The following is a 25,986-nucleotide window of genomic DNA, read 5'->3' as shown; positions in this document are numbered from 1 at the left end:
ACTTAATTACGATAATAAATAACCAATGATTAAACTTTCGAATATCACCAAAGTGTTCCAGCAGGGGACTCGCACCATTCAGGCGCTAAATAAAGTCAGCCTGCACGTTCCTGCCGGGCAGATTTATGGCGTCATTGGCGCCTCCGGTGCCGGTAAAAGTACGCTCATTCGCTGCGTTAACTTACTTGAACGCCCAACTGAGGGCAGTGTTCAGGTTGGCGGTCAGGAGCTGACGACGCTTTCTGAATCCGAGCTGACTAAAGCTCGCCGTCAAATCGGCATGATTTTCCAACACTTTAACCTGCTCTCTTCCCGTACCGTGTTTGGCAACGTCGCGCTGCCGCTGGAACTGGATAACACGCCAAAGGAAGAGATCAAACGCCGTGTAACAGAACTGCTGGATTTAGTCGGCCTTGGCGACAAGCACGACAGCTACCCGGCCAACCTTTCCGGTGGACAAAAACAGCGAGTGGCGATTGCGCGTGCGCTGGCCAGCAATCCAAAAGTGTTGCTGTGTGATGAAGCCACCAGCGCACTCGATCCGGCAACAACCCGCTCGATTCTGGAATTATTGAAAGACATTAACCGTCGTTTGGGACTCACCATTCTGCTGATTACCCATGAGATGGACGTTGTAAAACGTATTTGTGACTGCGTGGCGGTCATCAGTAATGGTGAGCTGATTGAGCAGGACACCGTCAGCGAAGTGTTCTCCCACCCGAAAACGCCGCTGGCACAGAAATTTATCCAGTCCACGCTACACCTGGATATCCCGGAAGATTATCTGGAACGTTTAAAAGCAAAGCCAGAAGCCGACAGCGTGCCAATGCTGCGCATGGAATTCACCGGTCATTCGGTTGATGCGCCATTACTTTCTGAGACGGCCCGTCGCTTTAACGTGAATAACAACATTATTAGCGCGCAGATGGATTACGCCGGCGGCGTGAAGTTCGGCATCATGCTGACTGAAATGCACGGCACACAGGAAGATACACAAGCAGCCATTAACTGGTTGCAGGAACACCATGTAAAAGTAGAGGTACTGGGTTATGTCTGAGCCGATGATGTGGCTGCTGGTTCGCGGCGTATGGGAAACGCTGGCAATGACCTTTGTGTCCGGTTTTTTTGGTTTTGTGATTGGCCTGCCGGTTGGCGTGTTGCTGTACGTAACGCGGCCGGGGCAAATCATTGAGAACGCGAAGCTCTACCGCACGCTCTCTGCACTGGTGAATATTTTCCGTTCCATCCCGTTCATTATCTTGCTGGTGTGGATGATTCCGTTCACCCGCATGATCGTTGGCACCTCTATTGGGCTGCAGGCCGCTATCGTCCCGCTGACCGTCGGCGCCGCGCCGTTTATCGCCCGTATGGTGGAAAACGCGCTGCTCGAAATCCCGACCGGGCTGATTGAAGCCTCCCGTGCAATGGGCGCCACGCCGCTGCAAATTGTACGTAAGGTATTACTTCCAGAAGCACTGCCTGGACTGGTCAATGCGGCCACCATCACCCTTATCACGCTGGTGGGGTATTCCGCGATGGGCGGTGCCGTCGGTGCCGGTGGCCTTGGCCAGATTGGTTATCAGTACGGTTATATTGGCTACAACGCTACCGTCATGAATACAGTGCTGGTATTGCTCGTCATTCTGGTTTATTTAATTCAGTTATCCGGTGATCGCATCGTCCGGGCTGTCACGCACAAATAACGTTGCACACAACACTAAAAACTCATTAAGAAAAGGAAATAAGCATGGCGTTCAAATTCAAAACCTTTGCGGCAGTTGGAGCCCTGATCGGTTCTCTGGCACTTGTGGGTTGCGGTCAGGATGAAAAAGATCCTAACCACATCAAAGTGGGCGTTATTGTTGGCGCAGAGCAGCAGGTCGCAGAAGTCGCGCAGAAAGTGGCTAAAGAAAAATACGGTCTGGACGTTGAGCTGGTCACGTTTAACGATTACGTCCTGCCTAACGAAGCACTGAGCAAAGGCGATATTGATGCTAACGCCTTCCAGCACAAACCGTACCTGGATCAACAGATCAAAGATCGCGGCTACAAACTGGTTGCCGCAGGTAATACTTTTGTTTACCCGATTGCGGGCTACTCTAAAAAAATCAAGTCACTGGATGAGTTGCAGGAAGGCTCTCAGGTCGCGATTCCAAACGATCCGACTAACCTTGGCCGCTCCCTGCTGCTGCTGCAAAAAGTGGGCTTAATCAAACTGAAAGACGGTGTTGGTCTGCTGCCGACCGCGCTGGACGTGATTGAAAACCCGAAAAAACTGAAGCTGGTTGAACTAGAAGCGCCGCAGCTGCCGCGTTCCCTGGACGATGCACAAATCGCACTGGCGGTCATCAACACGACCTACGCCAGCCAGATCGGCCTGACCCCGGCTAAAGACGGTATCTTTGTTGAAGATAAAGATTCTCCGTACGTAAACCTGATCGTGACTCGTGAAGACAATAAAGATGCTGAGAATGTGAAGAAATTCGTTCAGGCATACCAGTCTGACGAAGTGTACGAAGCAGCAAACAAAGTCTTCAACGGCGGTGCTGTTAAGGGCTGGTAATTTTAGGCTGTTTCCAGAATCTGTAATATCATCAGGACGGGCGCTTGCCCGTCTTGTCATTTATGCAAGCACCTGATTCAATATCTGACGTTTAGATCATTCATTGAGGAAATATTATGCGTGCTTTACCGATCTGTTTAGTAGCACTCATGCTGAGCGGCTGTTCTATGTTAAGCAGATCCCCTGTTGAACCCGTTCAAAGCACCGCTACCCCGCCTAAAGCGGAGCCGGAAAAACCCAAAGCACCGCGCGCGGCGCCGGTAAGAATCATTACTAACGCTGAAGATTTAGTTGGCAAACCGTTCCGCGATCTCGGCGAAGTCAGCGGCGAATCCTGCCAGGCATCCAACCAGGATTCTCCGCCGAGCATTCCAACCGCACGCAAACGCATGCAGATTAACGCATCTAAAATGAAAGCAAATGCGGTATTGCTGCACAGTTGCGAAGTAACCAGCGGAACGCCGGGTTGCTATCGCCAGGCGGTTTGCATCGGTTCTGCACTGAATATTTCGGCGAAATGAGCCATTTTCAGTTCGAGCAAATAGGCGTTATCCGCTCACCTTATAAAGAAAAGTTCGCCGTTCCACGCCAGCCGGGTCTGGTGAAAAGTGCCAACGGTGAACTGCATTTGCTCGCACCTTATAACCAGGCCGATGCCGTTCGCGGCCTGGAAGCCTTCAGCCATTTGTGGGTGATTTTTGTTTTTCACCAGACAATGGAAGGTGGATGGCGTCCAACCGTGCGCCCTCCCCGTCTTGGCGGCAATGCCAGAATGGGCGTTTTTGCCACGCGTTCAACGTTTCGTCCGAACCCTGTTGGCATGTCGTTGGTTGAGCTGCGGGGCATCCGTTGCCATAAAGAGCACGTAATCCTTGATCTCGGCGGGCTGGATCTTGTTGATGGCACGCCGGTAGTGGATATAAAACCATATCTGCCGTTTGCCGAATCGCTGCCTGATGCTCGCGCCAGCTATGCTCAGGACGCGCCGCAGGCCAGTGTAGACGTGACGTTCAGTGAAGAGCTCGCTGAGCAACTCCCAAAGCTCGAACAGCGTTACCCGCATCTTCGTCAGTTTATTGCCGAAGTGCTGGCGCAGGATCCGCGTCCTGCCTACCGTAAAAACGAGGAAGAAGGCAAAACCTATGCCGTCTGGTTGCTGGACTTTAACGTCCGCTGGCGCGTGACGCCGTCAGGATTTGAGGTCTTTGCTCTGGAAGCCCGCTAATTTGCATCGCGTACTCTTTTGACATCCCCTTCTCGCTGGTAAACTAAACCACTTTTGTTTTGTGCCAGGCTCATTTTGAGCCTGTTCGATCGTTCAACTGGAACCGTAACAACATGCGTACTAGCCAATATCTGCTCTCCACTCTGAAGGAGACACCTGCCGACGCCGAGGTCATCAGCCACCAGCTGATGCTGCGCGCCGGGATGATCCGCAAGCTGGCCTCTGGGTTATATACTTGGCTGCCGACCGGCGTGCGCGTCCTGAAAAAAGTCGAAAACATCGTGCGTGAAGAGATGAACAACGCCGGTGCGATCGAGGTGTTGATGCCGGTCGTTCAGCCTTCTGAACTGTGGGAAGAGAGCGGCCGTTGGGAACAATACGGCCCGGAACTGCTGCGTATTGCTGACCGTGGCGATCGTTCGTTCGTACTCGGCCCAACGCATGAAGAAGTGATCACCGACCTAATCCGTAATGAGCTAAGCTCTTACAAACAGCTGCCGCTGAACTTCTATCAGATCCAGACCAAATTCCGTGACGAAGTGCGTCCGCGCTTTGGCGTGATGCGTTCCCGCGAATTCCTGATGAAAGATGCCTACTCTTTCCACACTTCTCAGGAATCTCTGCAGGAAACCTACGACGCGATGTACGCTGCGTACAGCAAAATCTTCAGCCGTATGGGGCTGGATTTCCGTGCGGTACAAGCGGATACCGGTTCTATCGGCGGCAGCGCCTCTCACGAATTCCAGGTGCTGGCGCAGAGCGGTGAAGACGATGTGATCTTCTCTGACTCTTCCGACTATGCGGCAAACATCGAGTTTGCCGAAGCTGTTGCACCGAAAGAACCGCGCGCCGCTGCAACGCAGGAAATGACGCTGGTTGATACGCCGAACGCTAAAACCATCGCCGAGCTGGTTGAACAATTCAACCTGCCTATCGAGAAAACCGTGAAAACCCTGCTGGTGAAAGCGGTTGAAGGCAGCAGCTACCCGCTGGTTGCGCTGCTGGTTCGTGGCGATCACGAGCTGAACGAAGTCAAGGCGGAAAAACTGCCGCAGGTTGCCAGCCCGCTGACCTTCGCCACCGAAGAAGAAATTCGTGCGCTGGTTAAAGCAGGTCCTGGCTCTCTGGGTCCGGTGAACATGCCGATTCCGGTGGTTATCGACCGTACCGTTGCGGTAATGAGCGATTTTGCTGCCGGTGCCAACATCGACGGTAAACACTATTTCGGTATCAACTGGGATCGCGACGTTGCCACCCCGGAAGTGGCTGACATTCGTAACGTGGTCGCCGGCGACCCAAGCCCGGATGGCAAAGGTACGCTGATGATCAAACGCGGTATCGAAGTGGGCCATATCTTCCAGTTGGGTACCAAGTACTCTGAAGCGATGAAAGCCGCCGTTCAGGGAGAAGATGGTCGTAACCAGACGCTGACCATGGGCTGCTACGGTATCGGGGTCACTCGCGTTGTGGCTGCTGCGATTGAACAGAACTACGACGATCGCGGCATTGTATGGCCAGACGCCATTGCCCCGTTCCAGGTTGCTATTCTGCCGATGAACATGCACAAATCCTACCGTGTGCAGGAGCTGGCTGAAAAGCTGTACGCGGAGCTGCGCGCGCAGGGTATTGAAGTGCTGATGGACGATCGTAAAGAGCGTCCAGGCGTGATGTTTGCTGATATGGAGCTCATCGGTATTCCGCATACCATCGTGCTGGGCGACCGTAACCTCGACAACGACGATATCGAATACAAATACCGTCGTAACGGCGAGAAAGAGCTGATTAAAACCGGCGACATCGTCGACTACCTGGTCAAAGCTATTAAAGGCTAATACCAGCACAAGGCCCTGAGGATCAGGGCCTTTTTTACATGGATTGTATAAAATGGCTAAACCAACGGCGTATTACTGCCTGCTCCTCCCCTTCGGTCTTCTGCTTTCAGCCTGCACGATTGACGTCAGTCAGCAAAATTCATCAGCAACGGCTGTTGATGCCCAGGCAAAGAAATGGGAGGTAAAACTCCAGCATCAAAGTTCATTTACCGATCAAGCGCTGCATGAAATTACGGATACCGACCTCAGGCCGGGCGACCTGCTGTTTTCCTCTAGTCTTGGGGTGACCTCATTTGGTATTCGCGCGTTCAGCACCTCTTCTGTCAGCCATGTCGCCGTTTACCTTGGCGATAATGAAGTTGCCGAAGCGACCGGGGCGGGAGTACAAATCATTTCGCTCAAAAAGGCTGAAAATCACAGCGATAAGCTTTTTGCTCTGCGGGTCCCCAACCTCACACCGCAGCAGGCCGAAGAAATCAAAACATTCGCTTATAAAATCAAAGATAGCGGCTATAACTACCGCGGCATCGTCGAATTTATTCCGTTTATGGTGACCCGGCAAATATGTTCATTGAATCCTTTCTCAGAGGATTTTCGCCAGCAATGCGTCAGCGGGCTGGCAAAAGCACAGTTGAACAATACCAGTGAAGGAGAAAAGAAGGCGTGGTTTTGCTCCGAATTTGTAACCGATGCGTTTGCCACAGCCGGGCATCCGCTAACAATGGCGCAGCCGGGTTGGATTAGCCCTTCCGACCTGATGCATATGCGCGAAGGTGACATTTCCGCGTTTAAGTCTGAAACGCAGCTACAGTATATCGGCCACCTGAAGTTAGGGATTTATATCAAAACCAGCCGTTTTGTTGGATTGATCCGATAAGGAAAAACTGTCCGGCGATCGCCCGGACAGTTTTTATAAGCTGCAGATTAATCATCGCAACTCTGGCCAGGGATAAACTTAATTTCTTTATCCGCTCTTAAAGTTTTCACTGGCGTGCCTGTATCAGGATTTTCTTCCATCGTGAAATGCCCTTCCACAGTAAGCAGAACTGCCTTATCCGTTGCACCACGCGCTGTCAGATAATCTCGCTCAAGTTGTGCATTGTTCGCGACAGAGACTCTTTTACCCGTCGCACAATCAGTGAAGGTTGCCGCGTCAGCCATATAGAAGTACATCCCCCGCATCGGCATTGGCGTCACCGGTAAGCTGGCGGAAACTGGCTCAAGCGTGTAGTTGAACTGTGACTCAATCGGGTTACCTTCACGATCGAGCATCTCCAGCGCTTCACCTTTTGCCCGGTAGTACGACTTTTCACCTTTGCTGTCAGTCAGCACCAGCTTATCGGCAGTGCGCGCCCATGTACCATAAGAGGCAAAGGAGGACGGTTCATCCCGCACGCCCTGATAGCGTTCGTTCATCACCCATGTGCCGTCTTTTTCCAGGAACAGAGAGGTTTCAATTCCTTCGCAGTCCGCGCAAGGCAAAATGCCACGCCAGCTTTGCTGCATCGGTTTTAATTCTGCCGCCCGCGTCGGCTGTAGTACATCGACTTCAGTACGGTTGTTACAGCCGATCAAGGAAAAAAGCGTGCATGCAGCGACCACGGACAATATTGCTGTTTTCACTATGAATTCCTTATAATTTTTTATTCCCGCTCGTCAGTCTTGCGTTCGACGAACTCTCCCACGCAGTGCTTTCACTGTGGATTTTTGCGCCTTCGATGACAACCTGCGCTCTTTCGAGGCGCGCGTTGGACGTGTTGCCTGTCGGCTTTTTTGCACCGCGGTTAATTCTTTTATCACCGCCACCAGTCGGGAGATTGCCGCTTCCCGATTTAGCTCCTGGCTACGGTATTCCTGCGCCTTAATGATAATAACGCCATCGCTGCTAATCAGATGATGGCTGGCGGCCAGCAGACGTTCCTTGTAATACTCTGGCAGGCCTGAGGCCCGAATGTCAAAGCGCAAATGGATAGCCGTGGAGGTCTTGTTAACGTGCTGGCCGCCCGCGCCCTGTGCCCGAATCGCCGTGATTTCCAGCTCACTGTCAGGGATAGAGACGTTTCGGGAGATAACAATCATGAACGCGGCTGCCACGCGGTCAGATGAATTTCCAGATTGTTCTGAGAATCAGACAGCCAGATAGCGCCATCCTGGATAGTTGCCTGCAGCGCCATTGTACGACCAGCAAAATCACTCAGTTGCGCCAGTTGTTCATCATCCAGATACCACACGGTGAGATTTTTAAACTGCGCACACTTGTTCTGATTTTGCTGCCACCAGATCTGGGCCGCACGGCTGTTGTAAGTAAACAGGGCAACCTCACCAGACTGGGTACAGGCTTTTTTAATACGACGCTCATCCGGCAGACCCAGTTCAATCCAGAGATCGATGCCCAGATGGTCGTTACGCAGCCATGCTTCAGGCTCGTCTTCAGCACTCAGGCCACGCGTGAACTGCAGCCGTTCATCGGCATATTTAATCCAGGCCAGCAGGCGCAGCATCATGCGCTCCTGGGTTTCAGAGGGATGACGCGCCAGCGTCAAGGCCGCGTCAAGGAACTGGTTGCGGTCGAGATCCGCTACGTTGACGACGGCTTTATAAATTGTCGCTTTAAGCGCCATGAGAGAACTCCTTTCGAATCAGGCGCTCATTGTAGCGAAAACCGCGGCAAAAGGCTGCTAACAGCTCCTCAATCAAGGCGCTGATATTGCTTGAATGAGTATGGTATAGTCACCTTGCTAAACAGAGTTTATCTTCGTAGGCTTAGACTTGCATCCACGGTTAAGTCAGAGTGCTGACAGGAGGGCATGTGGAAAAATATTGTGAGTTAATACGCAAGCGGTACGCGGAAATCGCCAGCGGAGACTTAGGGTATATCCCGGATGCGCTGGGTTGCGTATTGAAGGTGCTTAATGAAGTGGCGGTAGACAGCGCCCTTCCAGAGTCGGTCAGGGAAAAAGCGGCCTATGCTGCCGCCAACTTACTGGTGAGCGATTATGTCAATGAATGAAACGTATCAACCCATCAATTGTGATGATTACGACAATCTTGAACTCGCCTGCCAGAACCATTTGTTACTGACGCTGGCGCTAAAAGATGGCGAAGTTTTGCAGGCGAAAGCGAATGACCTGGTTTCACGCAAAAACGTGGAGTATCTGGTCGCAGATGTCGCAGGTGAAATCCGGGAGCTTCGTCTCGATAAAATTGCCAGCTTCAGCCACCCGCAAATCGGTACCGTGGTCGTCAGCGAATCTTAGCTTTTCTTGCGCCTTATCAGGCCTAAATGACCAGGCCTGATAATCGCACCGCCATCAGGCATGCCAAATCAGACTCATGCCTTCTTCATCTACCGCCGCACCCTCACGCGTCACAAAAACACCCGCAGCCGCTATCAACGTTTCACCGTAAAACAACAACGGCGTGGTATCTCGTCGCCAGGGCGGGATCCCCTGCTCCTGCCAGATTTTCTTTAATTTACGTCCACCGTTACGCCCGACAATATGCAATACGCCTGGCGCTTTAAAACGAATACTGATCGCTTCACTTGCTTGCGGCATGCGCAATTCGCCAGCAGAGATTAGCTGCACCGAGCCTAACCCGGCAGGCAGCGTCAACGGCGTTTCCCGACATGACCACGGGATGACGGTTTCGCTTTGCCCGTCGACCGATTTAACCCACCATAGCTGTGACTGATAGCGACGGACCTCATATTCTCCTAGACGAAAACAGGGGGAAGCATCTTCTCGCGCCAACGCCACTTCGTGCCAGATACGTTCCAGCCCGTCCCGGGAAGGCATCGGCGCATTTACCCCCGCCAACCAGCGACGAAGCAGAGCGGCACGCCGCACGCCACTCATCATCATTAACGGTGCCAGTAACAGCGTGCCTTGGGCAGTCACGCAGTCGGCTAAATCATTGGCCAGCAGTTCATCCAGTAAACTCTCCTGCTCGGCGCACAGCGCGGCGCTACGGGCTGCGGCTTGCGCGAAGTGCGGCCATCGCTGTTGGAGCAAAGGTGTAATGCGCAATCTGAGAAAATTGCGATCGTAGGCATCATCCTGATTACTTTCATCTTCGATCCAGCATAATTCATGCTGTCGCGCCCATGCTTCAAGCGCCTCTCGCGTTTGCGCCAGCAGCGGTCGAATCAGTTGAGTTCCGGCAAATGGTGAGCTTTCGCCCATGGCGGAAAGCCCGGCAGGACCACTGCCGCGCTTAAGCGCCAGTAGAAAAGTTTCACACTGGTCGTCGAGATGCTGGGCGGTCATCAGCACTTCACCCGGTAGTAAGGTCTGCGCAAATGCCTGATAGCGCGCGCGTCGCGCCTGAGCTTCGACACCCAGACCATCATCCTCAAGATGGACCCGTTCAACCACCAGCGGCACCTGCCACTGTGCGCATACCGACTCACAGTGTTGCACCCAACTGTCTGCCTGCGGGCTTAATCCGTGATGAATATGGATTGCGCGCAAGGCAACCTCAGGATTTTGCGCTCGCCACAGTACCAGCTGATGCAGCAGCACGGTGGAGTCCAGCCCGCCGCTAAAGGCGACCAGAATCGATTGAGAATTTAGCAGTGAAGTGTTCAGCGTGAGTGTCGTCATGATGGTTACTTACAAGGGCATTGCCCGGCACATTGCCTGGCTAATGCCACAATGATAAGACTTACAGCTCGTACAGTTCGAGCGGTAATCCGTCCGGATCGTTAAAAAACGTAAAGCGTTTGCCGGTAAACGGATCGATACGCACGGATTCGCACTTCACGTGGTGAGCTTCCAGATGCGCGATCGCTTTTTCCACGTCATCTACGCTGAACGCCAGATGGCGTAAACCGCAGGCTTCCGGTCGGCTCGGACGGCAAGGCGGAAATGGAAAAGAAAAAAGCTCAATCACATACTGACCGTTCAATGCCAGATCACCCTTCCACGAGTCACGTTCTTCCCGGTAGGCTTCGCTGATTAGCGTAAAGCCCAGCACATCACAGTAAAATGCCTTACTCGCCGCGTAGTCCGTCGCAATAATGGCAATATGGTGAACCTGTTTTAATCCCAGCATAGCGTCATCGCCTCTTTCGTTTTTCTGCCAGCACGTTACTCGTGCGTAATGGGTTCACGCAAGTCGTCATGCCATTTTTAGGACTCGCACGCGATACACGCCATCTTCACCCAGTTTAGCGCCATGGATATCGGTTTCAAATCCAGGATAGTGATGGCCCACTGAACACAACATCAGCAGAAAATCGAGTACAGCCCGACTTTTGGCCGTGATCATTTCCCCGGGCATCAAGAGCGGCACACCGGGAGGATAAGGCAGAATCATATTGGCAGAAATGCGCCCCACCAGTTGATCGAGCGCCACCGTTTCGACCTCACCTTTGATCTGCCGCTGCCAGGCCTGGTGCGGGGTCATTTTCATTTCCGGTAAGGTATCAAATGCCCGCAGCATCAGCCCGGAGAGATCGTGCTGGCGGATCAGCTTATGGATCCCCTGCGCCAGATCCTGAATACGCATATTACGATAGAAATCGGGATCCTCGGCATACAGATCCGGCAGCATATTTTTCACGCGTAAATTCAGATCGTACGAGCGTTTAAATTCCGTCAGGCCGCGCAGTAGCCCCATCGCCCGGGTTTTATCAATGCCAATACTGAACAGGAACAACAGATTATACGGTCCCGTTTTCTCGACAACGACGCCGCGCTCATCAAGGAATTTCGCCACCAGCGCCGCAGGGATCCCCTCTTCACTCATATTTCCCTGTTCATCCATTCCCGGCGTAAGAATGGTGACCTTCACCGGGTCGAGGAACATATGATCGGCGTCAGCATCAACAAATCCGTGCCAGTCTTCACCAGGCGCTACCGGCCAGCACTCCGCTTCATCTACCCTTTCCGGCTGCCAGATATCAAAGAACCAGCCATCCGACTCTTCGCGTAGCCGCTGCACTTCTTTACGGAAATGCAGCGCCCGCTCCACCGAACGATTGATCAACCGCTTGCCTGAATTGCCACGCAGCATTGCCGCCGCCGTTTCTATCGACGCGACAATCGGGTAGCTCGGGGAAGTGGAAGTGTGCATCATAAAGGCTTCGTTGAACGTCTCTTCGTCGTAGTCGCCCTTAATGTGGATCAGAGAAGCCTGTGATAGTGCCGCCAGCATCTTGTGGGTTGACTGGGTTTCAAAAATCACTTTCCCCGGCACCCGTTCGCCGCTCATCCCGCTTTTCCCCTGATAGATCGGGTGAAAATGGGTATACGGCACCCAGGCAGAATCAAAATGAATGGAGGGCACATCCAGGGTTTGCTTGATCCAGTTGGTGTTATACAACAGGCCGTCATAGGTGGAGTTGGTGATCACCGCGTGTACCGGCCATAGTGCCTGAGGGGTCTCTTCTACCTTGCGTTCAATGCTTGCGCGGGTGAATTCCCGACGAGGTATACCGCCGAGGATCCCCAGCGCATTGCGCGTAGGCTTCAGCCAGATTGGCACCACATCGCTCATCATTAGCAAATGCGCCAGCGACTTATGACAGTTGCGATCAATCAGTAGCGTACTGCCTGAAGGCGCGGCATACATGCCGACAATCTTGTTCGACGTCGAGGTGCCGTTGGTCACCATATAGCTCTGCTCGGCGCCAAAGGTGCGCGCGATATACTCCTCCGCTTCCAGATGCGGGCCGGTATGATCCAGCAGCGAACCCAGTTCAGTCACGGAAATAGACACATCGGCCTTCAGAGTATTGCCGCCAAAGAAATCATAGAACAGGCAGCCTACCGGGCTTTTCTGATACGCCGTTCCCGCCATATGTCCGGGCGTGCAGAAGGTGTACTTTCCTTCCTTCACATAGGTAAACAGCGCCTTGGTGAAAGGAGGCGTGATGTTATCGAGGTATTCGCTGGTGTACTGACGGATGCGGGTTGCAATATCTTCAGACTGGCCCAGCGCATACTCAAAAAACCACAGTGCCATGCGCAGGTCGTGCGCGCTGACATCCATCGTCGAATGAGTATTAATAAAGGCGTAGAGCGGGAGATACTCGTTGAGCTGGTTGATGTCACTGCACAGATCCAGGCTGTATTCATCCCAGTCAAAAATGACACCGCAAATTCGTGGGTTATGTTCGATAAACTTAAGCAGGTCGACGCTATTCTGCGGCCAGATAATCTGAAACCCCTGCTGTTGCAGCGCACGCTCAAGTTCCTTGATGGGCTCATCTTTATAAAAGACGCCATGCGGTCCCATGATGGCAATGATATTCATGCGTTCCTCCTGGAAAAACCTTAGTTAATCATAGCCTGGTGAAACCACAGGTAAAAAAAAGGGCCACAGCGTTGTGGCCCTTTTCAGAATTAATGCAGTTTACGCGTAACCGTAGCTCATCAGACGCTGGTAACGACGGTTTTTCAAATCATCTTTGCTTAACACGTCGAGGTCGGCGAGATCGGCCAGCAACTGTGCTTTCAGGGACGCAGCCATCACTTCCGGGTTGCGGTGCGCGCCGCCCAGCGGTTCCGGGATGATAGAGTCGATAAGCTTCAGCTCTTTCAGACGCGGCGCGATAATCCCCATCGCTTCTGCGGCCAGCGGCGCTTTGTCGGCGCTTTTCCACAGAATGGAGGCACAACCTTCCGGGGAGATAACGGAATAGGTGCTGTATTGCAGCATATTCACTTTATCGCCTACGCCGATCGCCAGCGCGCCGCCGGAACCACCTTCACCAATAACGGTGCAGATTACCGGTACGCTCAGACGCGACATTTCACGCAGGTTGCGCGCAATCGCTTCAGACTGACCACGTTCTTCCGCGCCCACGCCCGGATAAGCCCCTGGGGTGTCGATGAAAGTAATGATCGGCATATTGAAACGCTCGGCCATTTCCATCAGACGCAGCGCTTTGCGATAGCCTTCCGGTGCCGGCATGCCGAAATTACGACGAATTTTTTCTTTGGTCTCACGGCCTTTCTGATGACCAATGATCATCACCGGACGACCATCCAGACGCGCGATGCCGCCAACAATAGCTTTATCATCCGCATAGGCACGATCGCCCGCCAGCTCATCAAATTCATCAAATGCCAGGCGGACATAATCCAGGGTGTACGGACGCTGTGGATGGCGCGCCAACTGGGCTACCTGCCATGCGCCAAGATCGGCGAAGATTTTACGCGTCAGCTCTACGCTTTTTTCACGCAGACGATGCACTTCTTCATCGATGTTAATATCCAGTTTCTCATCCTGACGGCTAACCGCAGTCAGAGAATCGATTTTTGCTTCCAGCTCTGCAATCGGCTGTTCAAAATCAAGGAAATTCAGACTCATAGTATTCCTGTATTAGTCAAACTCCAGTTCCACCTGCTCCGAACCAATAAGGCCACGGAGATCGTTTAGCAAACGATCGCTCGGAGAGACACGCCACGTTGCGCCAAAACGCAATCGCGCACGTGCATCCGCCCTCTGATAGTAGAGATGTACTGGAATTGTCCCCGAGCGGTGGGGTTCCAGAGACTGACGGAGTCGGTTTAAAAGCTGGTCATCAATTTGCCTGTCCGTCAGCGAGATAGCAAGCCCGCGAGCATATTTTTCCCGGGCTTCGTCAATATCCATGACTTCACGGGCCATCATTTTAAGCCCGCCACTGAAGTCATCAAAGCTGACCTGTCCGCTGACGATAAGTATGCGGTCTTTTTCCAGCAATTGCTGGTATTTATCCAGGGCGTCGGTAAACAACATAACTTCCAGACGCCCGGAACGGTCATCCAGGGTACAGATGCCGATACGATTGCCGCGCTTGGTGACCATTACCCGCGCAGCAATGACGAGCCCCGCAGCCGTGGTGACTTTACCACGTTCTGTCGGATGCATGTCTTTCAGCCTGTGGCCTCCAACATAGCGCTCAATTTCTTTTAAATACTGGTTGATGGGGTGTCCCGTCAGGTAAAGCCCTAACGTTTCACGTTCCCCTTCTAATACCACCTGCTCCGGCCACGGTGTACAGTTAGCATAAGACTGTTCAATTTGTTCCGGCTCTTCAGCCAGCACGCCAAACATGTCCGCCTGACCCGTTGCCTCGGCTTTTGCATGCTGATCGGCGGCTTTTAGCGCATCGTTGAGCGAATTCATCAGCGCCGCACGATGCGGACCAAGGCGGTCAAACGCCCCGGACATGATTAACTTTTCCAGCACCCGGCGGTTGAGTTTTTTGATGTCCGTGCGCGCACAGAGATCAAACAGCTCGCGGAAGTAACCGCCTTCGTTGCGCGCCTCAATAATAGCTTCAATTGGCCCTTCACCCACGCCTTTTATCGCGCCGATGCCATAGACAATTTCGCCATCATCATTCACGTGAAAATGATAAAGCCCGGAGTTGATATCCGGCGGCAGGATTTTGAGCCCCATACGCCAGCATTCATCCACCAGCCCGACCACTTTCTCGGTGTTATCCATATCGGCGGTCATTACCGCCGCCATAAACTCGGCGGGGTAATGCGCCTTCAGCCATAGCGTCTGGTAAGAGACCAGCGCATAGGCAGCGGAGTGCGATTTGTTAAATCCGTAACCGGCGAATTTCTCCACCAGGTCAAAGATTTTCATCGCCAGTTCGCCGTCGACGCCGCGCTTTTTCGCCCCTTCTTCAAAGGTGCCGCGCTGCTTAGCCATCTCTTCCGGCTTTTTCTTACCCATCGCACGACGCAACATGTCCGCACCGCCAAGGGTATATCCGGACAACTCCTGGGCAATCTGCATAACCTGTTCCTGATACAGGATAATGCCGTAGGTCGGCTCCAGTACCGGTTTCAGACACTCATGCTGCCATTGTACGTCCGGGTAGGAAATCTCTTCGCGACCATGCTTACGGTCGATAAAGTTATCTACCATCCCCGACTGTAGCGGACCTGGACGGAACAGGGCCACCAGGGCGATCATATCTTCGAAGCAGTCAGGCTGCAGACGTTTGATAAGATCTTTCATGCCGCGGGATTCAAGCTGGAAGACCGCCGTGGTCTCCGAGCGTTGCAGCATGTCGAAGCTTTTCTTGTCATCCAGCGGGATAGCGGCGATATCCAGCGGCGGCTCGCCGTTCTTTTCACGGCGCGCGTTAATCATTTCCAGCGCCCAGTTGATGATGGTGAGCGTACGCAGGCCGAGGAAGTCGAACTTCACAAGGCCAGCATATTCCACGTCGTTCTTATCAAACTGAGTAACCGGGTGCAGCCCCTGTTCATCGCAATACAGCGGCGCAAAATCGGTAATTTTGGTCGGCGCGATAACTACACCACCGGCGTGTTTACCGGCGTTACGCGTGACACCTTCCAGCTTACGCGCCATATCGATCAGCGCTTTAACCTCTTCATCTGCCTCATAGATTTCCGGCAGTTGGGGTTCGGCTTCAAAGGCTTTTGCCAGCGTCATGCCCGGATCGGGCGGCACCAGTTTCGAAATACGGTCCACGAAGCCGTACGGGTGTCCCAGCACGCGCCCCACGTCGCGGATAACCGCTTTGGCCGCCATCGTACCGAAGGTAATAATCTGCGAAACCGCATCACGACCGTACATTTCCGCCACGTGTTCAATTACCCGGTCGCGTTTCTCCATACAGAAGTCAACGTCGAAGTCGGGCATTGAGACACGTTCCGGGTTCAGGAAACGTTCGAACAGCAGGTCAAATTCCAGCGGATCCAGGTCGGTAATTTTCAGCGCATAGGCGACAAGCGAGCCGGCACCGGAACCACGTCCAGGGCCTACCGGTACGCCGTTATCTTTCGACCACTGGATAAATTCCATCACGATCAGGAAGTAGCCAGGGAATCCCATCTGGTTGATAACTTTCAGTTCAACTTCCAGACGTTCGTCATAAGGCGGGCGCTTCTGCGCGCGAACTTCAGGGTCCGGGAACAAAAACGCCAGACGCTCTTCCAGACCTTCGCGCGATTTCGCCACGAGGAAATCCTCGGTGGTCATATCACCGGTCGGGAATTGTGGCAGGAAATACTCACCCAGACGTACCGTCACGTTACAGCGCTTAGCTATCTCAACGGTGTTTTGCAGCGCTTCCGGAATATCGGAAAACAGCTCGCACATCTCATCTTCGCTACGCATGTACTGCTGCGGCGAATAATTACGCGGGCGTTTCGGGTCGTCAAGGGTGAACCCGTCATGGATTGCCACGCGGATTTCATGCGCGTCAAAATCACCGGTTTCAAGGAAACGAACATCGTTGGTCGCCACCACCGGAAGACCACGCCTTTCCGCCAGTTCTACCGCTGCATGCAGATAATTTTCTTCATCTTGCCTACCGGTACGGATAAGCTCGAGGAAGTAGCAATTTGGAAAATGTTCTTCGTAAAACGCTACGCACTCATCAACCAGTGCGCTATTACCGCGCAGCAGGCTGCGCCCAACGTCGCCCATGCGGCCGCCGGAGAGCAAAATCAAACCTTCTTTTAACTCGGCCAGCCAATCCCGGTCGATGACCGGCCCTTCTGCGCCATAACCACGCTGATAGGCTTTCGATATCAACAACGTCAGATTCTGATAGCCGGTATTGTTTGCGGCCAGCACGGTGAGCTGCGTGAGTTCATCGCCCAGCAGTTCGCTACGGACATGAAAATCTGCGCCAACTATCGGCTTGATACCCGCACCGTGACCCGCTCCGTAAAACTTCACCAGACCACACAGGTTGGTAAAATCGGTGATCGCCAGCGCAGGCATGCCTAACGCGGCCGCCTTTTTCACCAGCGGCCCGGTTTTCGCCAGCCCATCGATCATGGAGTAGTCGCTGTGCACCCGCAGGTGGACGAAACGAGGTTCAGACATCTTCAGATTCCTTCGACACAAGAATCAGGACGTGAGTCCCAGTGCGCGTTTGACGGGGCCAAAACTACGGCGATGGTGCTCTGTTGCGCCATGCATTGCCAACTTTTCCAGATGAAAAGCGGTTGGATAGCCTTTGTGCTGTGCAAAGCCATACTGCGGGAACACCGTATCCAGGGCCGCCATTTCAGCATCACGTGTAACTTTTGCCAGTATCGACGCCGCGCTAATCTCCGCCACACGGCTATCACCTTTTACCACCGCAAGCGATGGCACCGGTAATGCCGGGCAACGATTGCCGTCGATCAGTACGTATTCCGGCGCTATATGCAGACCCGCAACCGCACGCTGCATGGCCAGCATAGTGGCATGTAAAATATTCAACTCGTCGATTTCATGTGGTTCCGCACGCCCCAGGCTCCAGCTTAACGCTTTTTCTTTAATCTCATCGAATAGCGCCAGGCGACGTTTTTCCGACAGTTTTTTTGAGTCGTTAAGACCGATAATAGGGCGAGCCGGATCCAGAATGACGGCGGCAGTGACGACCGCGCCGACCAAAGGACCACGTCCAACTTCATCTACACCCGCCACTAAATGCGTATGCGGATATACAAATTCAATCATTGCGCTAACTCCAGGACCGCATCCGCCGCCTGCTCATCAGCGTTGCAACGGATCTGCTGATGCAGTTCACGGAATGTGTCGTGCATCGCATGACTGGTTTTGCCATTCGCCAGCAACGGCAACAGCGCTTGCGACAGCGCCTGCGGTTCGCACTCTTCCTGCAACAGCTCTTTAACCAGTTCTCTTCCCGCCAGCAGGTTAGGTAGCGAAACGTAATCGGTCTTCACCAGACGCTTTGCCAGCCAAAAGGTGAAAGGTTTCATACGATAGCCAACCACCATCGGGCATTTTGCCAGCATACATTCCAGCGCAGCGGTGCCGGAAGCCAGCAGTGCGGCATCGCTGGCAACCATCGCTTCACGTCCCATCCCATTAAGCAGATGTACGGAAAGCTCCGGTGCAACTTCAGCTTTAATGCGCTCAAACTGCTCGCGACGTTTGGCATTCACCAACGGCACTACCACTTCGAGATCTGGATAATGCTGGCGTAACAACTGCGCCGTTTTCAGAAAATCGGCGCTGAGCATCTCCACTTCTGCGCCACGGCTTCCTGGCAATAGCGCCAGGCAGTGAGCGTCATGGGGAATACCCAGAACATCGCGAGCCGCGTTTTTATCCGGGTCCAACGGCATGGCATCTGCCATGGTATGACCGATAAAGCGGCACGGGACGTTAAATTTGTCATAAAACGCTTTTTCGAAAGGCAGAAAGGCCAGCACCATATTGGTGGATCTGCCTATTTTGAAAACGCGTTTCTGTCGCCAGGCCCACACAGAGGGGCTGACGTAATGAATGGTTTTAATGCCCTGCTTTTTCAAATTCCCTTCGAGGGTAATATTGAAATCAGGCGCATCAATACCGACGAAAACATCCGGCTTTAAGTCGGTAAATCGGCGAGTGAGATCGGCGCGTATTTGCAGTAAACGGCGCAGGCGTCCGAGCACTTCAACAATGCCCATTACCGCCAGCTCTTCCATTTCGTACCAGGCTTCACAGCCTTCGGCCTGCATCAGCGGACCCGCCACGCCAACAAAACGCGCATTGGGAACGCGAGCCTTGAGTGCACGGATTAACCCTGCACCAAGAATATCGCCGGAGGTTTCTCCGGCGACGAGGGCAATCGTTAAAGGACGCTGCTCAGTCATTAACGAATCAGACCACGCGTTGAGCGCTCAAAGAAGTCGCTGAAAGCCTGAACTTCAGGGTACTGTTTCGCCAGTTCCGCGATTTCCGGTTTCACTTCTTCCAGCGTTTTACCACTACGGTACAACGCTTTGTAGGCATTACGAATCGCGGTAATCGCTTCGCGGGTGAACCCACGACGCTTCAGACCTTCGATATTGACGCCAAATGGCGTTGCGTGGTTGCCCTGGGCGATAACGTATGGAGGCACGTCCTGAGCAACGCCAGAACAGCCGCCAACCATCACATGCGCGCCGATGATGCAGAACTGATGCACCGCAGTCATGCCGCCGATGATAACAAAATCATCCAGCGATACATGCCCGGCAAGCGTGGCGTTATTCGCCAGAATACAGCGGTTGCCTACCGTACAATCATGCGCGACGTGCGCATTAATCATCAGTAAGTTATCGCTGCCCACCTTCGTCACTCCACCGCCCTGCACTGTGCCACGATGAATGGTGACGCTTTCGCGGATGCGGTTGCGATCGCCAATTTCCACGCGGGTCGGTTCGCCAGCATATTTCAGATCCTGGTTAACTTCACCGATGGAGGCAAACTGATAGATCTCGTTATCACGACCAATTTTTGTATGGCCATTCACGACAACGTGAGACTTCAGTACGGTACCCTCACCAATTTCAACATGGGGTCCAACAATACAAAATGGGCCAATGTGAGCGTTAGCGCCAATGCTGGCGCCTTCTTCCACAATGGCAGTTGGGTGAATAAAGGCGGATTTATCAATCACGTATCAGGCCTCCCGGCTACGGGCACACATCATCGTTGCTTCGCACACAACTTTACCGTCGACCAGCGCAACCCCTTTAAAACGGGTCAGGCCGCGGCGCGTTTTCTCGAAAGTCACTTCCATGATCATCTGATCGCCTGGCACGACAGGACGCTTAAAGCGCGCTTCGTCAATACCCGCAAAATAGTACAGTTCACCTGGTTCCAGTTTCCCTACGCTTTTAAACGCGAGGATACCAGTGGCCTGCGCCATTGCTTCCAGAATCAGTACGCCAGGGAAAATAGGTTTACCCGGGAAGTGGCCCTGGAAGAAAGGCTCGTTAACAGATACATTTTTCACTGCGCGCAGAAAGCGACCTTCTTCAAAATCCAGCACGCGGTCAACCAGCAGAAACGGAAAACGGTGCGGCAGAAGTTCTAAAATCTCTTCAATATGCAGAGTATGAGTGTTAGTAGTCAAAATACTCTTCCTGTCAAAATATACTAAAAGGCAATAATAACACGGCCTGTCGCAATCGTATGAATGGGACAGGCCGAAAAGTCAGACATGCAAAAACGGTGCTTTAGTCTTGTTGATTAACCTTGCGCTCAATCGCTTTGAGACGCTTGCTCATATCATCAATATTCATCACCAGTGCAGCTGTTTTACGCCATACCTTATTGGGCTGTAGCGGAATGCCTGAGGAATAGACGCCAGGTTCGGTGATAGGACGCATCACCATACCCATGCCAGTAACCGTGACTTTATCGCATATTTCCATATGCCCATTGATCACGCTGGCGCCGCCAATCATGCAGTAACGGCCAATCTTCAGGCTACCCGCCATAATGACGCCACCGGCTACCGCCGTATTGTCGCCAATCACAACGTTATGCGCAATCTGGCACTGGTTATCAATGATAACACCATTACCGATCACAGTATCGTCCAGCGCACCACGGTCAATGGTGGTACAAGCGCCGATCTCGACGCGATCGCCGATAATCACGCGACCAAGCTGCGGGATCTTCACCCAGTTACCGCGATCGTTCGCGTAACCAAATCCATCAGATCCGACGACAGTGCTGGACTGGATCAGGCAATTCTCACCGATCTGAATGTCGTGGTAAATCGTCACATTCGCCCACAAGCGTGAACCTGCGCCGATTTTAGTATTTTTTCCGACGAAGCAGCCTGCGCCGATAACGACGTTATCGCCCAGTTCTACGCCAGACTCAATGACCGCATTTGCGCCCACAGAAACATTATTACCCAGCTTCGCCGTCGCATCGATCACTGCACTCGGTGCAATGTTTTGTGCGGGCTGCGGCGTGGTATCTAAGATTTGCGCCATACGTGCATAGGTCAGGTAGGGATTCTTCACTACCAGCGCAGCACTCTTAGCAAAAGGAAGATCGTCCTGCGTCATCACAACGGCAGAGGCCTGGCATACGCCTAAGTGTTCACGGTACTTAGGATTCACCATGAACGTGATATTGCCAGTTTGCGCAGATTGCATGGACGCTACGCCGGTGATGACGATATCGCCATCACCGTGTAATTCTGCATCCAACTGCTCTGCTAAATCAGCCAGTCGAATTGAAGGCATTACTTATTTAACCTGTTTCAGTACGTCAGCGGTGATGTCTTTTACATCGCTGCTGTTGTATGCAACGGTGTTTGCGTCAACAACCAGATCGATGCTCTGACTGTTAGCAACAGATTTCACAGCTGTCTGGATACGAGTAACCAGTTTGCCACGTTCTTCGTTGGAACGACGCGCACGATCCTGCTCAAAAGCCTGAGCTTTCTGAGAGAAAGTCTGACGCTGAGCCATGACGTCTTTTTCCAGCTTGGTACGATCGCTACCCGCTTTCATGGATTGCAGACGCTGCATTTTAGATTGCAGATCAGATTCCATACGCTGCAGTTCGCTGGCACGGCCTTTGAACTCGTTTTCCAGCGTAGCAGAAACGCCCGTCTTCTGTGCAACCTGTTGGAACAAGCTACCCATGTTGACGATTGCAATTTTGTCAGCAGCCTGTGCGGACGTTGCCATCGCTAAACCGAGACCTGCAGCTAATAACCACTTTTTCACAATTAACTCCTTACCATCCCATTTGCACCCGAAGGTACAGTTCTTTGCGTGGCCAGGCGATCCCATGCAAGATCGCCTAAAGTCATCGCTACACTACCACTACATTCCTTTGCGAAGAACAATTACCAGGTTTTACCAATGTTAAACTGGAACTGTTCCGCTTTGTCTCCATCGTACTTCTTGAACGGCTGGGCGTAGGAGAAAACCAACGGCCCCAATGGGGACATCCATTGTAAAGCGATACCCGCTGACATACGGATATTGTTCGGATCGCTGTAGTCCGGATAACCAGAGTACTTAGCTGAATCCCAGTTCGTATCCCAAACGGTACCCATATCCCAGAAGAATGAGGTACGGACCGAGTTGGCATACTTGTCGCTGATAAACGGCGTCGGGGTAATAAATTCCAGGCTGGCGACAGCCATGGCGTTACCGCCTACCGCATCATCCGATTTACACGGTGAAGTATTGGTGGCGTCACATTCGTTATCGTAATCGCTATCGTTGTTATAACGATTAGCCGGTAAATAGACAGCCTTTGGACCGATGGTGTTGGACTGGAAACCACGCACGGTGCTGGAACCACCGGCATAGAAGTTCTCGTAGAACGGCATCTCTTTGCTGCCGATGCCGTCACCATAGCCCCACTTCGTGCGACCCAGAACAACCCATTTGTGATCGTCATCGATCGGCACATAGGTCGCGGTATCCAACGTCGCTTTGTAGTATTCGTTGTCAGAACCCGGAATGGTTACTTTACCGTTCAGGTTGACACGCGTACCTTCCGTTGGGAAGTACCCACGGTCCAGCTTGTTATATGTCCACCCATAGTTGAAGGTGAAATCGTCTGATTTAAAGCTATCAGCGTCAGGATCCTTACCCATTGAAACCAGATAACGTTGCATTGCAACCTGTGGATCCATGTTAGACAAGGAGTTATGCACATAACCCACACCCGCACGCAAGGTGTTGTATTCGTTGATCGGGAAGCCGAGCGTTGCGTCAGTACCATAACTTTTGTTGGTATAGTCGGACAGGTCTGCATCATCCGCTTTAAAGTCATTGTAGAAAACGCGACCACCAAGGCTCACCCCATCAACGGTGAAATATGGGTTGGTGACAGACAACTCAGTATAGGTCTGATAGTCGTTTTTGGTGCCGTTGATCCCGACTGAATAACCGGTACCTAACCAGTTATCTTGCTGAACGCCAGCCTGGAAGCTCACGCCGCTTTCAGTACCGTAACCAACGCCGAAGTTAAAGCTACCGGTGTTACGCTCTTTAACCTTATAGACCACATCAACCTGATCCGGGCTACCCGGTACACGCTGAGTATCGGTATCGACAGTTTCAAAGTAACCCAGACGGTTCAGACGCTCTTTACCCTGATCGACCAGATCGCTACCCAACCAGGCACCTTCCATCTGGCGCATTTCGCGACGCAGAACGGAATCTTTAGAGGTGTCGTTACCTTCAAAACGAATCTTACGCACGTAGAAACGGTTACCTGCATCCACGTTTACGCGTAATTTAACGGTTTTGTCGGCGTCGTTGATTTCAGGTTGCGACTGTACGCGCGGATAGGCATAGCCATAGCGACCCAGAAGCTTCTTGATATCATCTTCCATTTTGGTCACTTTGGTGCCGTTATAGAGTTCGCCTGGCTCGATTTTGGTCAGGGTCTCAATTTCGGCGGAGTGCCCAGCCAGGTTACCGCTCACCTGTACCCCTGAAAGCTTGTATTGATCGCCTTCAGTGATGTTAACGGTAATGTAGATACCTTTTTTATCCGGCGTCAGGCTAACCTGGGTGGAATCGATATTGAAGCGAGCATAACCGCGATCCAGATAGTAGCTGCGCAAGGTTTCAAGATCGCCCGCCAGTTTCTGTTTCTGGTATTTACGATCGCCCACCACGTTCCACCACGGCACTTCATCACGCAGTTGGAAGTGAGAGATCAGTTCGTCGGTCGAGAAAGCATGGTTGCCGACGATATTGATCTGTTGGATCTTCGCCGAAACGCCTTCCTGGAAGACCAGCTTGAGGTCAACGCGGTTACGCGGCAACGGCGTTACCACCGCTTTCACACTGGCGCTGTACTTACCAACGCTATAGTAGAAATCTTCCAGCCCTTTTTCGATATCGGCTAGCGTGGTGCGATCCAGAGACTCGCCAACACGCACACCAGAAGCCTCGAGGTTTTGCTTGAGCATGTCATCTTTCACCGATTTGTTACCGGAGAAAGTGATGCTGGCAATCGTCGGACGTTCTTTTACCTGAACCAGAAGGGTATCACCATCGCGCAGGACGCGGACATCCTCAAAGTTACCGGTGGCGAACAGAGCACGAATGGTATTACTGATGTCTTCATCATTAACCGTGTCGCCTGTGCGCACCGGCATACTGAGGAGAGCCGCACCAACGGCGACTCGCTGTAGGCCTTCGAAATGAATGTCCTTCACTACGAACCCTTCAGCACCGTATACGGTGGCGCTGCTAAACAGCAGCGACGCTATGAGCAACTTTTTCATCGCCATCGTTATTATGCGTTCTTCCTAACACTCTCTTACAACCGAGAGAAATCATTGAAAAGTGCAAGCCCCATTAACAACACCAGCAAGATAGAGCCAATGCGATAACTAAAGTCTTGAACCCGCTCGGATACCGGACCGCCCTTCAGCTTTTCAATCGCCAGGAACAGCAGATGCCCCCCGTCAAGAACGGGCAACGGAAACAGGTTGATTATCCCTAAGTTCACGCTGATAAGCGCAAGGAACATCAGGTAATAAATAACCCCGAACTCCGCTGACATCCCAGCCCCCTGGGCGATAGAAATCGGCCCACTGAGGTTGTTCAGTTTTACATCACCGGTAATCAATTTTCCCAGCATACTGACCGTCAGCTTCATCAACTGCCACGTTTTATCCGAGGCTTCGAGGATGGCGCTGAATGGCCCATACTGGCGTACAGTCTTATACTCATCAGGCAGAGGAATAACTTTAGGCACCACGCCCGCAAAACCCTCTGCCTTCCCGTTAACCTGTTTTGAATCTGGGGTTAACGTTAAAGACAAGGAACTTCCTTGTCTTTCAATATCTAGCGCTAACGGCTTATCCGGATTATCGCGCACCAGCGTCACGAACGTCATCCATTGCGTCAGCGGCTGACCATTGACTTTAACGATCCTGTCGCCAGCTTGCAAACCCGCCTTACTTGCAGCGGAGTTTACCTGCACTTCTGACAGGACCGATTCAATCTGCGGACCGCGCGGGCGAATCCCTAAACTGGAAACAGGATCCTCTTTGTCTGGCTCAAATGCCCAATGGCGTAAATCCAGCGTTTTGTCCTGCCGCTGGTTGCTGCCAAACTGCGCCACGCTGAGAGTCGTATGTTCATCGCCAATTTTGGATACCAGTTGTAATCGCACGGCATCCCAATCAGGGGTTTCGATACCATCAACCGCTTTTAGTTCCGTACCCGGCTGAATTTGCGCCTGTGCGGCAATCGAGTTGGGTGTTATTTCACCAACAACCGGACGAACGCCAGGGACACCGATGATAAACACCAGCCAATACGCGAAAATAGCAAAAAGGAAGTTGGCAATCGGACCTGCGGAGATGATGGCTGCGCGTTGTCCAACCGTTTTATTGTTGAAAGCGTAATGGCGCAGCTCCGGTGCGACCGGTTCAGCGCGCTCATCCAGCATTTTGACGTAACCGCCGAGGGGAATCAGGGCGATGACGTATTCCGTACCTGATTTATCGGTACGCCGCCAAAGCGCTTTTCCAAAGCCAATGGAAAAGCGTTCGACGCGGACTCCGCAGCGCCGTGCAACCCAGAAATGACCAAATTCATGCACGGTGATAAGCACACCAAGTGCAACGATGAATGCAGCCAGATTCCAGAGAATACTCAGCATAA

General features: G+C 52.6%; 25 protein-coding genes. 9 read left to right on the top strand and 16 right to left on the bottom strand.

Annotation, left to right across the window (positions count from 1 at the left end; genetic code table 11):
• The first annotated feature begins 25 nt into the window (after positions 1 to 25).
• The 7 genes from metN (at position 26) to GPJ68_RS04840 (ending at position 6,497) form a co-directional block, all read left to right on the top strand.
• Positions 26 to 1,057 carry a methionine ABC transporter ATP-binding protein MetN gene (gene metN / locus GPJ68_RS04870; RefSeq protein WP_016151782.1) on the top strand — a complete coding sequence of 344 codons (1,032 nt, stop codon included), beginning with the start codon at positions 26 to 28 and terminating at the stop codon, positions 1,055 to 1,057.
• A complete protein-coding gene (locus tag GPJ68_RS04865) occupies positions 1,050 to 1,703 on the top strand; it encodes a methionine ABC transporter permease MetI (RefSeq protein WP_016151781.1) in 654 nt (217 codons plus the stop codon). The genes metN and GPJ68_RS04865 overlap by 8 nt, the downstream gene beginning before the upstream one ends.
• A 44-nt stretch (positions 1,704 to 1,747) precedes the next feature.
• Positions 1,748 to 2,563, top strand: coding sequence for a methionine ABC transporter substrate-binding lipoprotein MetQ (gene metQ, locus GPJ68_RS04860; RefSeq protein WP_049269216.1), 816 nt, complete (start codon positions 1,748 to 1,750; stop codon positions 2,561 to 2,563).
• A gap of 116 nt (positions 2,564 to 2,679) precedes the next feature.
• Positions 2,680 to 3,084 carry an Rcs stress response system protein RcsF gene (rcsF, locus tag GPJ68_RS04855; RefSeq protein ID WP_016151780.1) on the top strand — a complete coding sequence of 135 codons (405 nt, stop codon included), beginning with the start codon at positions 2,680 to 2,682 and terminating at the stop codon, positions 3,082 to 3,084.
• Entirely contained in the window at positions 3,081 to 3,788 is a 708-nt protein-coding gene (gene tsaA, locus GPJ68_RS04850; RefSeq protein ID WP_104651514.1) for a tRNA (N6-threonylcarbamoyladenosine(37)-N6)-methyltransferase TrmO, read from the top strand. The genes rcsF and tsaA overlap by 4 nt, the downstream gene beginning before the upstream one ends.
• Positions 3,789 to 3,901: 113 nt before the next feature.
• Positions 3,902 to 5,620: a proline--tRNA ligase gene (proS, locus tag GPJ68_RS04845; protein ID WP_016151778.1), complete on the top strand. Its 1,719-nt coding sequence runs from the start codon at positions 3,902 to 3,904 to the stop codon at positions 5,618 to 5,620.
• A 52-nt stretch (positions 5,621 to 5,672) separates the two neighbouring features.
• Positions 5,673 to 6,497 (top strand): YaeF family permuted papain-like enzyme, encoded by an 825-nt coding sequence (locus GPJ68_RS04840; RefSeq protein WP_016151777.1) that lies wholly within the window; start codon positions 5,673 to 5,675, stop codon positions 6,495 to 6,497.
• A gap of 47 nt (positions 6,498 to 6,544) precedes the next feature.
• Here the strand turns inward: GPJ68_RS04840 and nlpE are convergent, their stop codons facing one another.
• The 3 genes from nlpE to GPJ68_RS04825 are packed head-to-tail and all read right to left on the bottom strand — an operon-like array spanning position 6,545 to position 8,241.
• Positions 6,545 to 7,246, bottom strand: coding sequence for an envelope stress response activation lipoprotein NlpE (gene nlpE, locus GPJ68_RS04835; protein ID WP_087121852.1), 702 nt, complete (start codon positions 7,244 to 7,246; stop codon positions 6,545 to 6,547).
• A 30-nt stretch (positions 7,247 to 7,276) separates the two neighbouring features.
• Positions 7,277 to 7,699 carry an alternative ribosome rescue aminoacyl-tRNA hydrolase ArfB gene (gene arfB / locus GPJ68_RS04830; protein WP_016151775.1) on the bottom strand — a complete coding sequence of 141 codons (423 nt, stop codon included), beginning with the start codon at positions 7,697 to 7,699 and terminating at the stop codon, positions 7,277 to 7,279.
• Entirely contained in the window at positions 7,696 to 8,241 is a 546-nt protein-coding gene (locus GPJ68_RS04825; protein ID WP_046275338.1) for a YaeQ family protein, read from the bottom strand. The genes arfB and GPJ68_RS04825 overlap by 4 nt, the downstream gene beginning before the upstream one ends.
• 188 nt (positions 8,242 to 8,429) lie before the next feature.
• Between GPJ68_RS04825 and GPJ68_RS04820 the strand changes: the two genes are divergently transcribed.
• A complete protein-coding gene (locus tag GPJ68_RS04820) occupies positions 8,430 to 8,630 on the top strand; it encodes a YaeP family protein (RefSeq protein ID WP_104651515.1) in 201 nt (66 codons plus the stop codon).
• The gene (gene rof, locus GPJ68_RS04815) at positions 8,617 to 8,877 is read left to right on the top strand and encodes a Rho-binding antiterminator (protein WP_016151773.1); all 261 of its coding nucleotides are present in this window, start codon (positions 8,617 to 8,619) and stop codon (positions 8,875 to 8,877) included. Before GPJ68_RS04820 ends, rof begins: the two co-directional genes overlap by 14 nt.
• A gap of 54 nt (positions 8,878 to 8,931) precedes the next feature.
• Here rof and tilS read toward each other — a convergent pair whose 3' ends face one another.
• The 13 genes from tilS to rseP form a co-directional block, all read right to left on the bottom strand.
• Complete coding sequence (gene tilS / locus GPJ68_RS04810) at positions 8,932 to 10,224, bottom strand: tRNA lysidine(34) synthetase TilS (RefSeq protein WP_104651516.1); 1,293 nt, start codon at positions 10,222 to 10,224, stop codon at positions 8,932 to 8,934.
• Between the two features lie 61 nt (positions 10,225 to 10,285).
• Positions 10,286 to 10,675, bottom strand: a complete 390-nt coding sequence (locus GPJ68_RS04805; RefSeq protein ID WP_016151771.1) for a VOC family protein — start codon at positions 10,673 to 10,675, stop codon at positions 10,286 to 10,288.
• A gap of 66 nt (positions 10,676 to 10,741) precedes the next feature.
• Positions 10,742 to 12,880, bottom strand: a complete 2,139-nt coding sequence (gene ldcC / locus GPJ68_RS04800) for a lysine decarboxylase LdcC (protein ID WP_016151770.1) — start codon at positions 12,878 to 12,880, stop codon at positions 10,742 to 10,744.
• Between the two features lie 99 nt (positions 12,881 to 12,979).
• Positions 12,980 to 13,939 carry an acetyl-CoA carboxylase carboxyl transferase subunit alpha gene (gene accA, locus GPJ68_RS04795; RefSeq protein WP_003018513.1) on the bottom strand — a complete coding sequence of 320 codons (960 nt, stop codon included), beginning with the start codon at positions 13,937 to 13,939 and terminating at the stop codon, positions 12,980 to 12,982.
• Positions 13,940 to 13,951: 12 nt separating this feature from the next.
• Positions 13,952 to 17,434, bottom strand: coding sequence for a DNA polymerase III subunit alpha (gene dnaE / locus GPJ68_RS04790; protein ID WP_016151769.1), 3,483 nt, complete (start codon positions 17,432 to 17,434; stop codon positions 13,952 to 13,954).
• A gap of 24 nt (positions 17,435 to 17,458) precedes the next feature.
• On the bottom strand, positions 17,459 to 18,055 hold the full coding sequence (gene rnhB / locus GPJ68_RS04785) for a ribonuclease HII (protein WP_019078405.1): 597 nt from the start codon (positions 18,053 to 18,055) through the stop codon (positions 17,459 to 17,461).
• Positions 18,052 to 19,200, bottom strand: coding sequence for a lipid-A-disaccharide synthase (gene lpxB / locus GPJ68_RS04780; RefSeq protein WP_080859352.1), 1,149 nt, complete (start codon positions 19,198 to 19,200; stop codon positions 18,052 to 18,054). Before lpxB ends, rnhB begins: the two co-directional genes overlap by 4 nt.
• Positions 19,200 to 19,988, bottom strand: a complete 789-nt coding sequence (gene lpxA, locus GPJ68_RS04775) for an acyl-ACP--UDP-N-acetylglucosamine O-acyltransferase (protein WP_003018525.1) — start codon at positions 19,986 to 19,988, stop codon at positions 19,200 to 19,202. Before lpxA ends, lpxB begins: the two co-directional genes overlap by 1 nt.
• A 3-nt stretch (positions 19,989 to 19,991) precedes the next feature.
• Positions 19,992 to 20,447 carry a 3-hydroxyacyl-ACP dehydratase FabZ gene (fabZ, locus tag GPJ68_RS04770; protein WP_003018528.1) on the bottom strand — a complete coding sequence of 152 codons (456 nt, stop codon included), beginning with the start codon at positions 20,445 to 20,447 and terminating at the stop codon, positions 19,992 to 19,994.
• Positions 20,448 to 20,550: 103 nt separating this feature from the next.
• Positions 20,551 to 21,576 (bottom strand): UDP-3-O-(3-hydroxymyristoyl)glucosamine N-acyltransferase, encoded by a 1,026-nt coding sequence (gene lpxD, locus GPJ68_RS04765; protein ID WP_003018531.1) that lies wholly within the window; start codon positions 21,574 to 21,576, stop codon positions 20,551 to 20,553.
• A gap of 3 nt (positions 21,577 to 21,579) precedes the next feature.
• Positions 21,580 to 22,065 (bottom strand): molecular chaperone Skp, encoded by a 486-nt coding sequence (gene skp, locus GPJ68_RS04760; RefSeq protein ID WP_016151765.1) that lies wholly within the window; start codon positions 22,063 to 22,065, stop codon positions 21,580 to 21,582.
• 122 nt (positions 22,066 to 22,187) lie between these two features.
• Positions 22,188 to 24,602: an outer membrane protein assembly factor BamA gene (bamA, locus tag GPJ68_RS04755; RefSeq protein WP_016151764.1), complete on the bottom strand. Its 2,415-nt coding sequence runs from the start codon at positions 24,600 to 24,602 to the stop codon at positions 22,188 to 22,190.
• A gap of 29 nt (positions 24,603 to 24,631) precedes the next feature.
• Positions 24,632 to 25,984 carry a sigma E protease regulator RseP gene (rseP, locus tag GPJ68_RS04750; protein WP_104651517.1) on the bottom strand — a complete coding sequence of 451 codons (1,353 nt, stop codon included), beginning with the start codon at positions 25,982 to 25,984 and terminating at the stop codon, positions 24,632 to 24,634.
• Positions 25,985 to 25,986 lie beyond the last annotated feature (2 nt).

Source organism: Citrobacter sp. 172116965 (genome assembly GCF_013458095.1).
In the GTDB taxonomy this organism is placed as follows: Bacteria; Pseudomonadota; Gammaproteobacteria; order Enterobacterales; family Enterobacteriaceae; genus Citrobacter; species Citrobacter braakii.
Note: the sequence above shows the minus strand (reverse complement) of the source record. Positions and strands in the feature narration are given on the sequence as shown.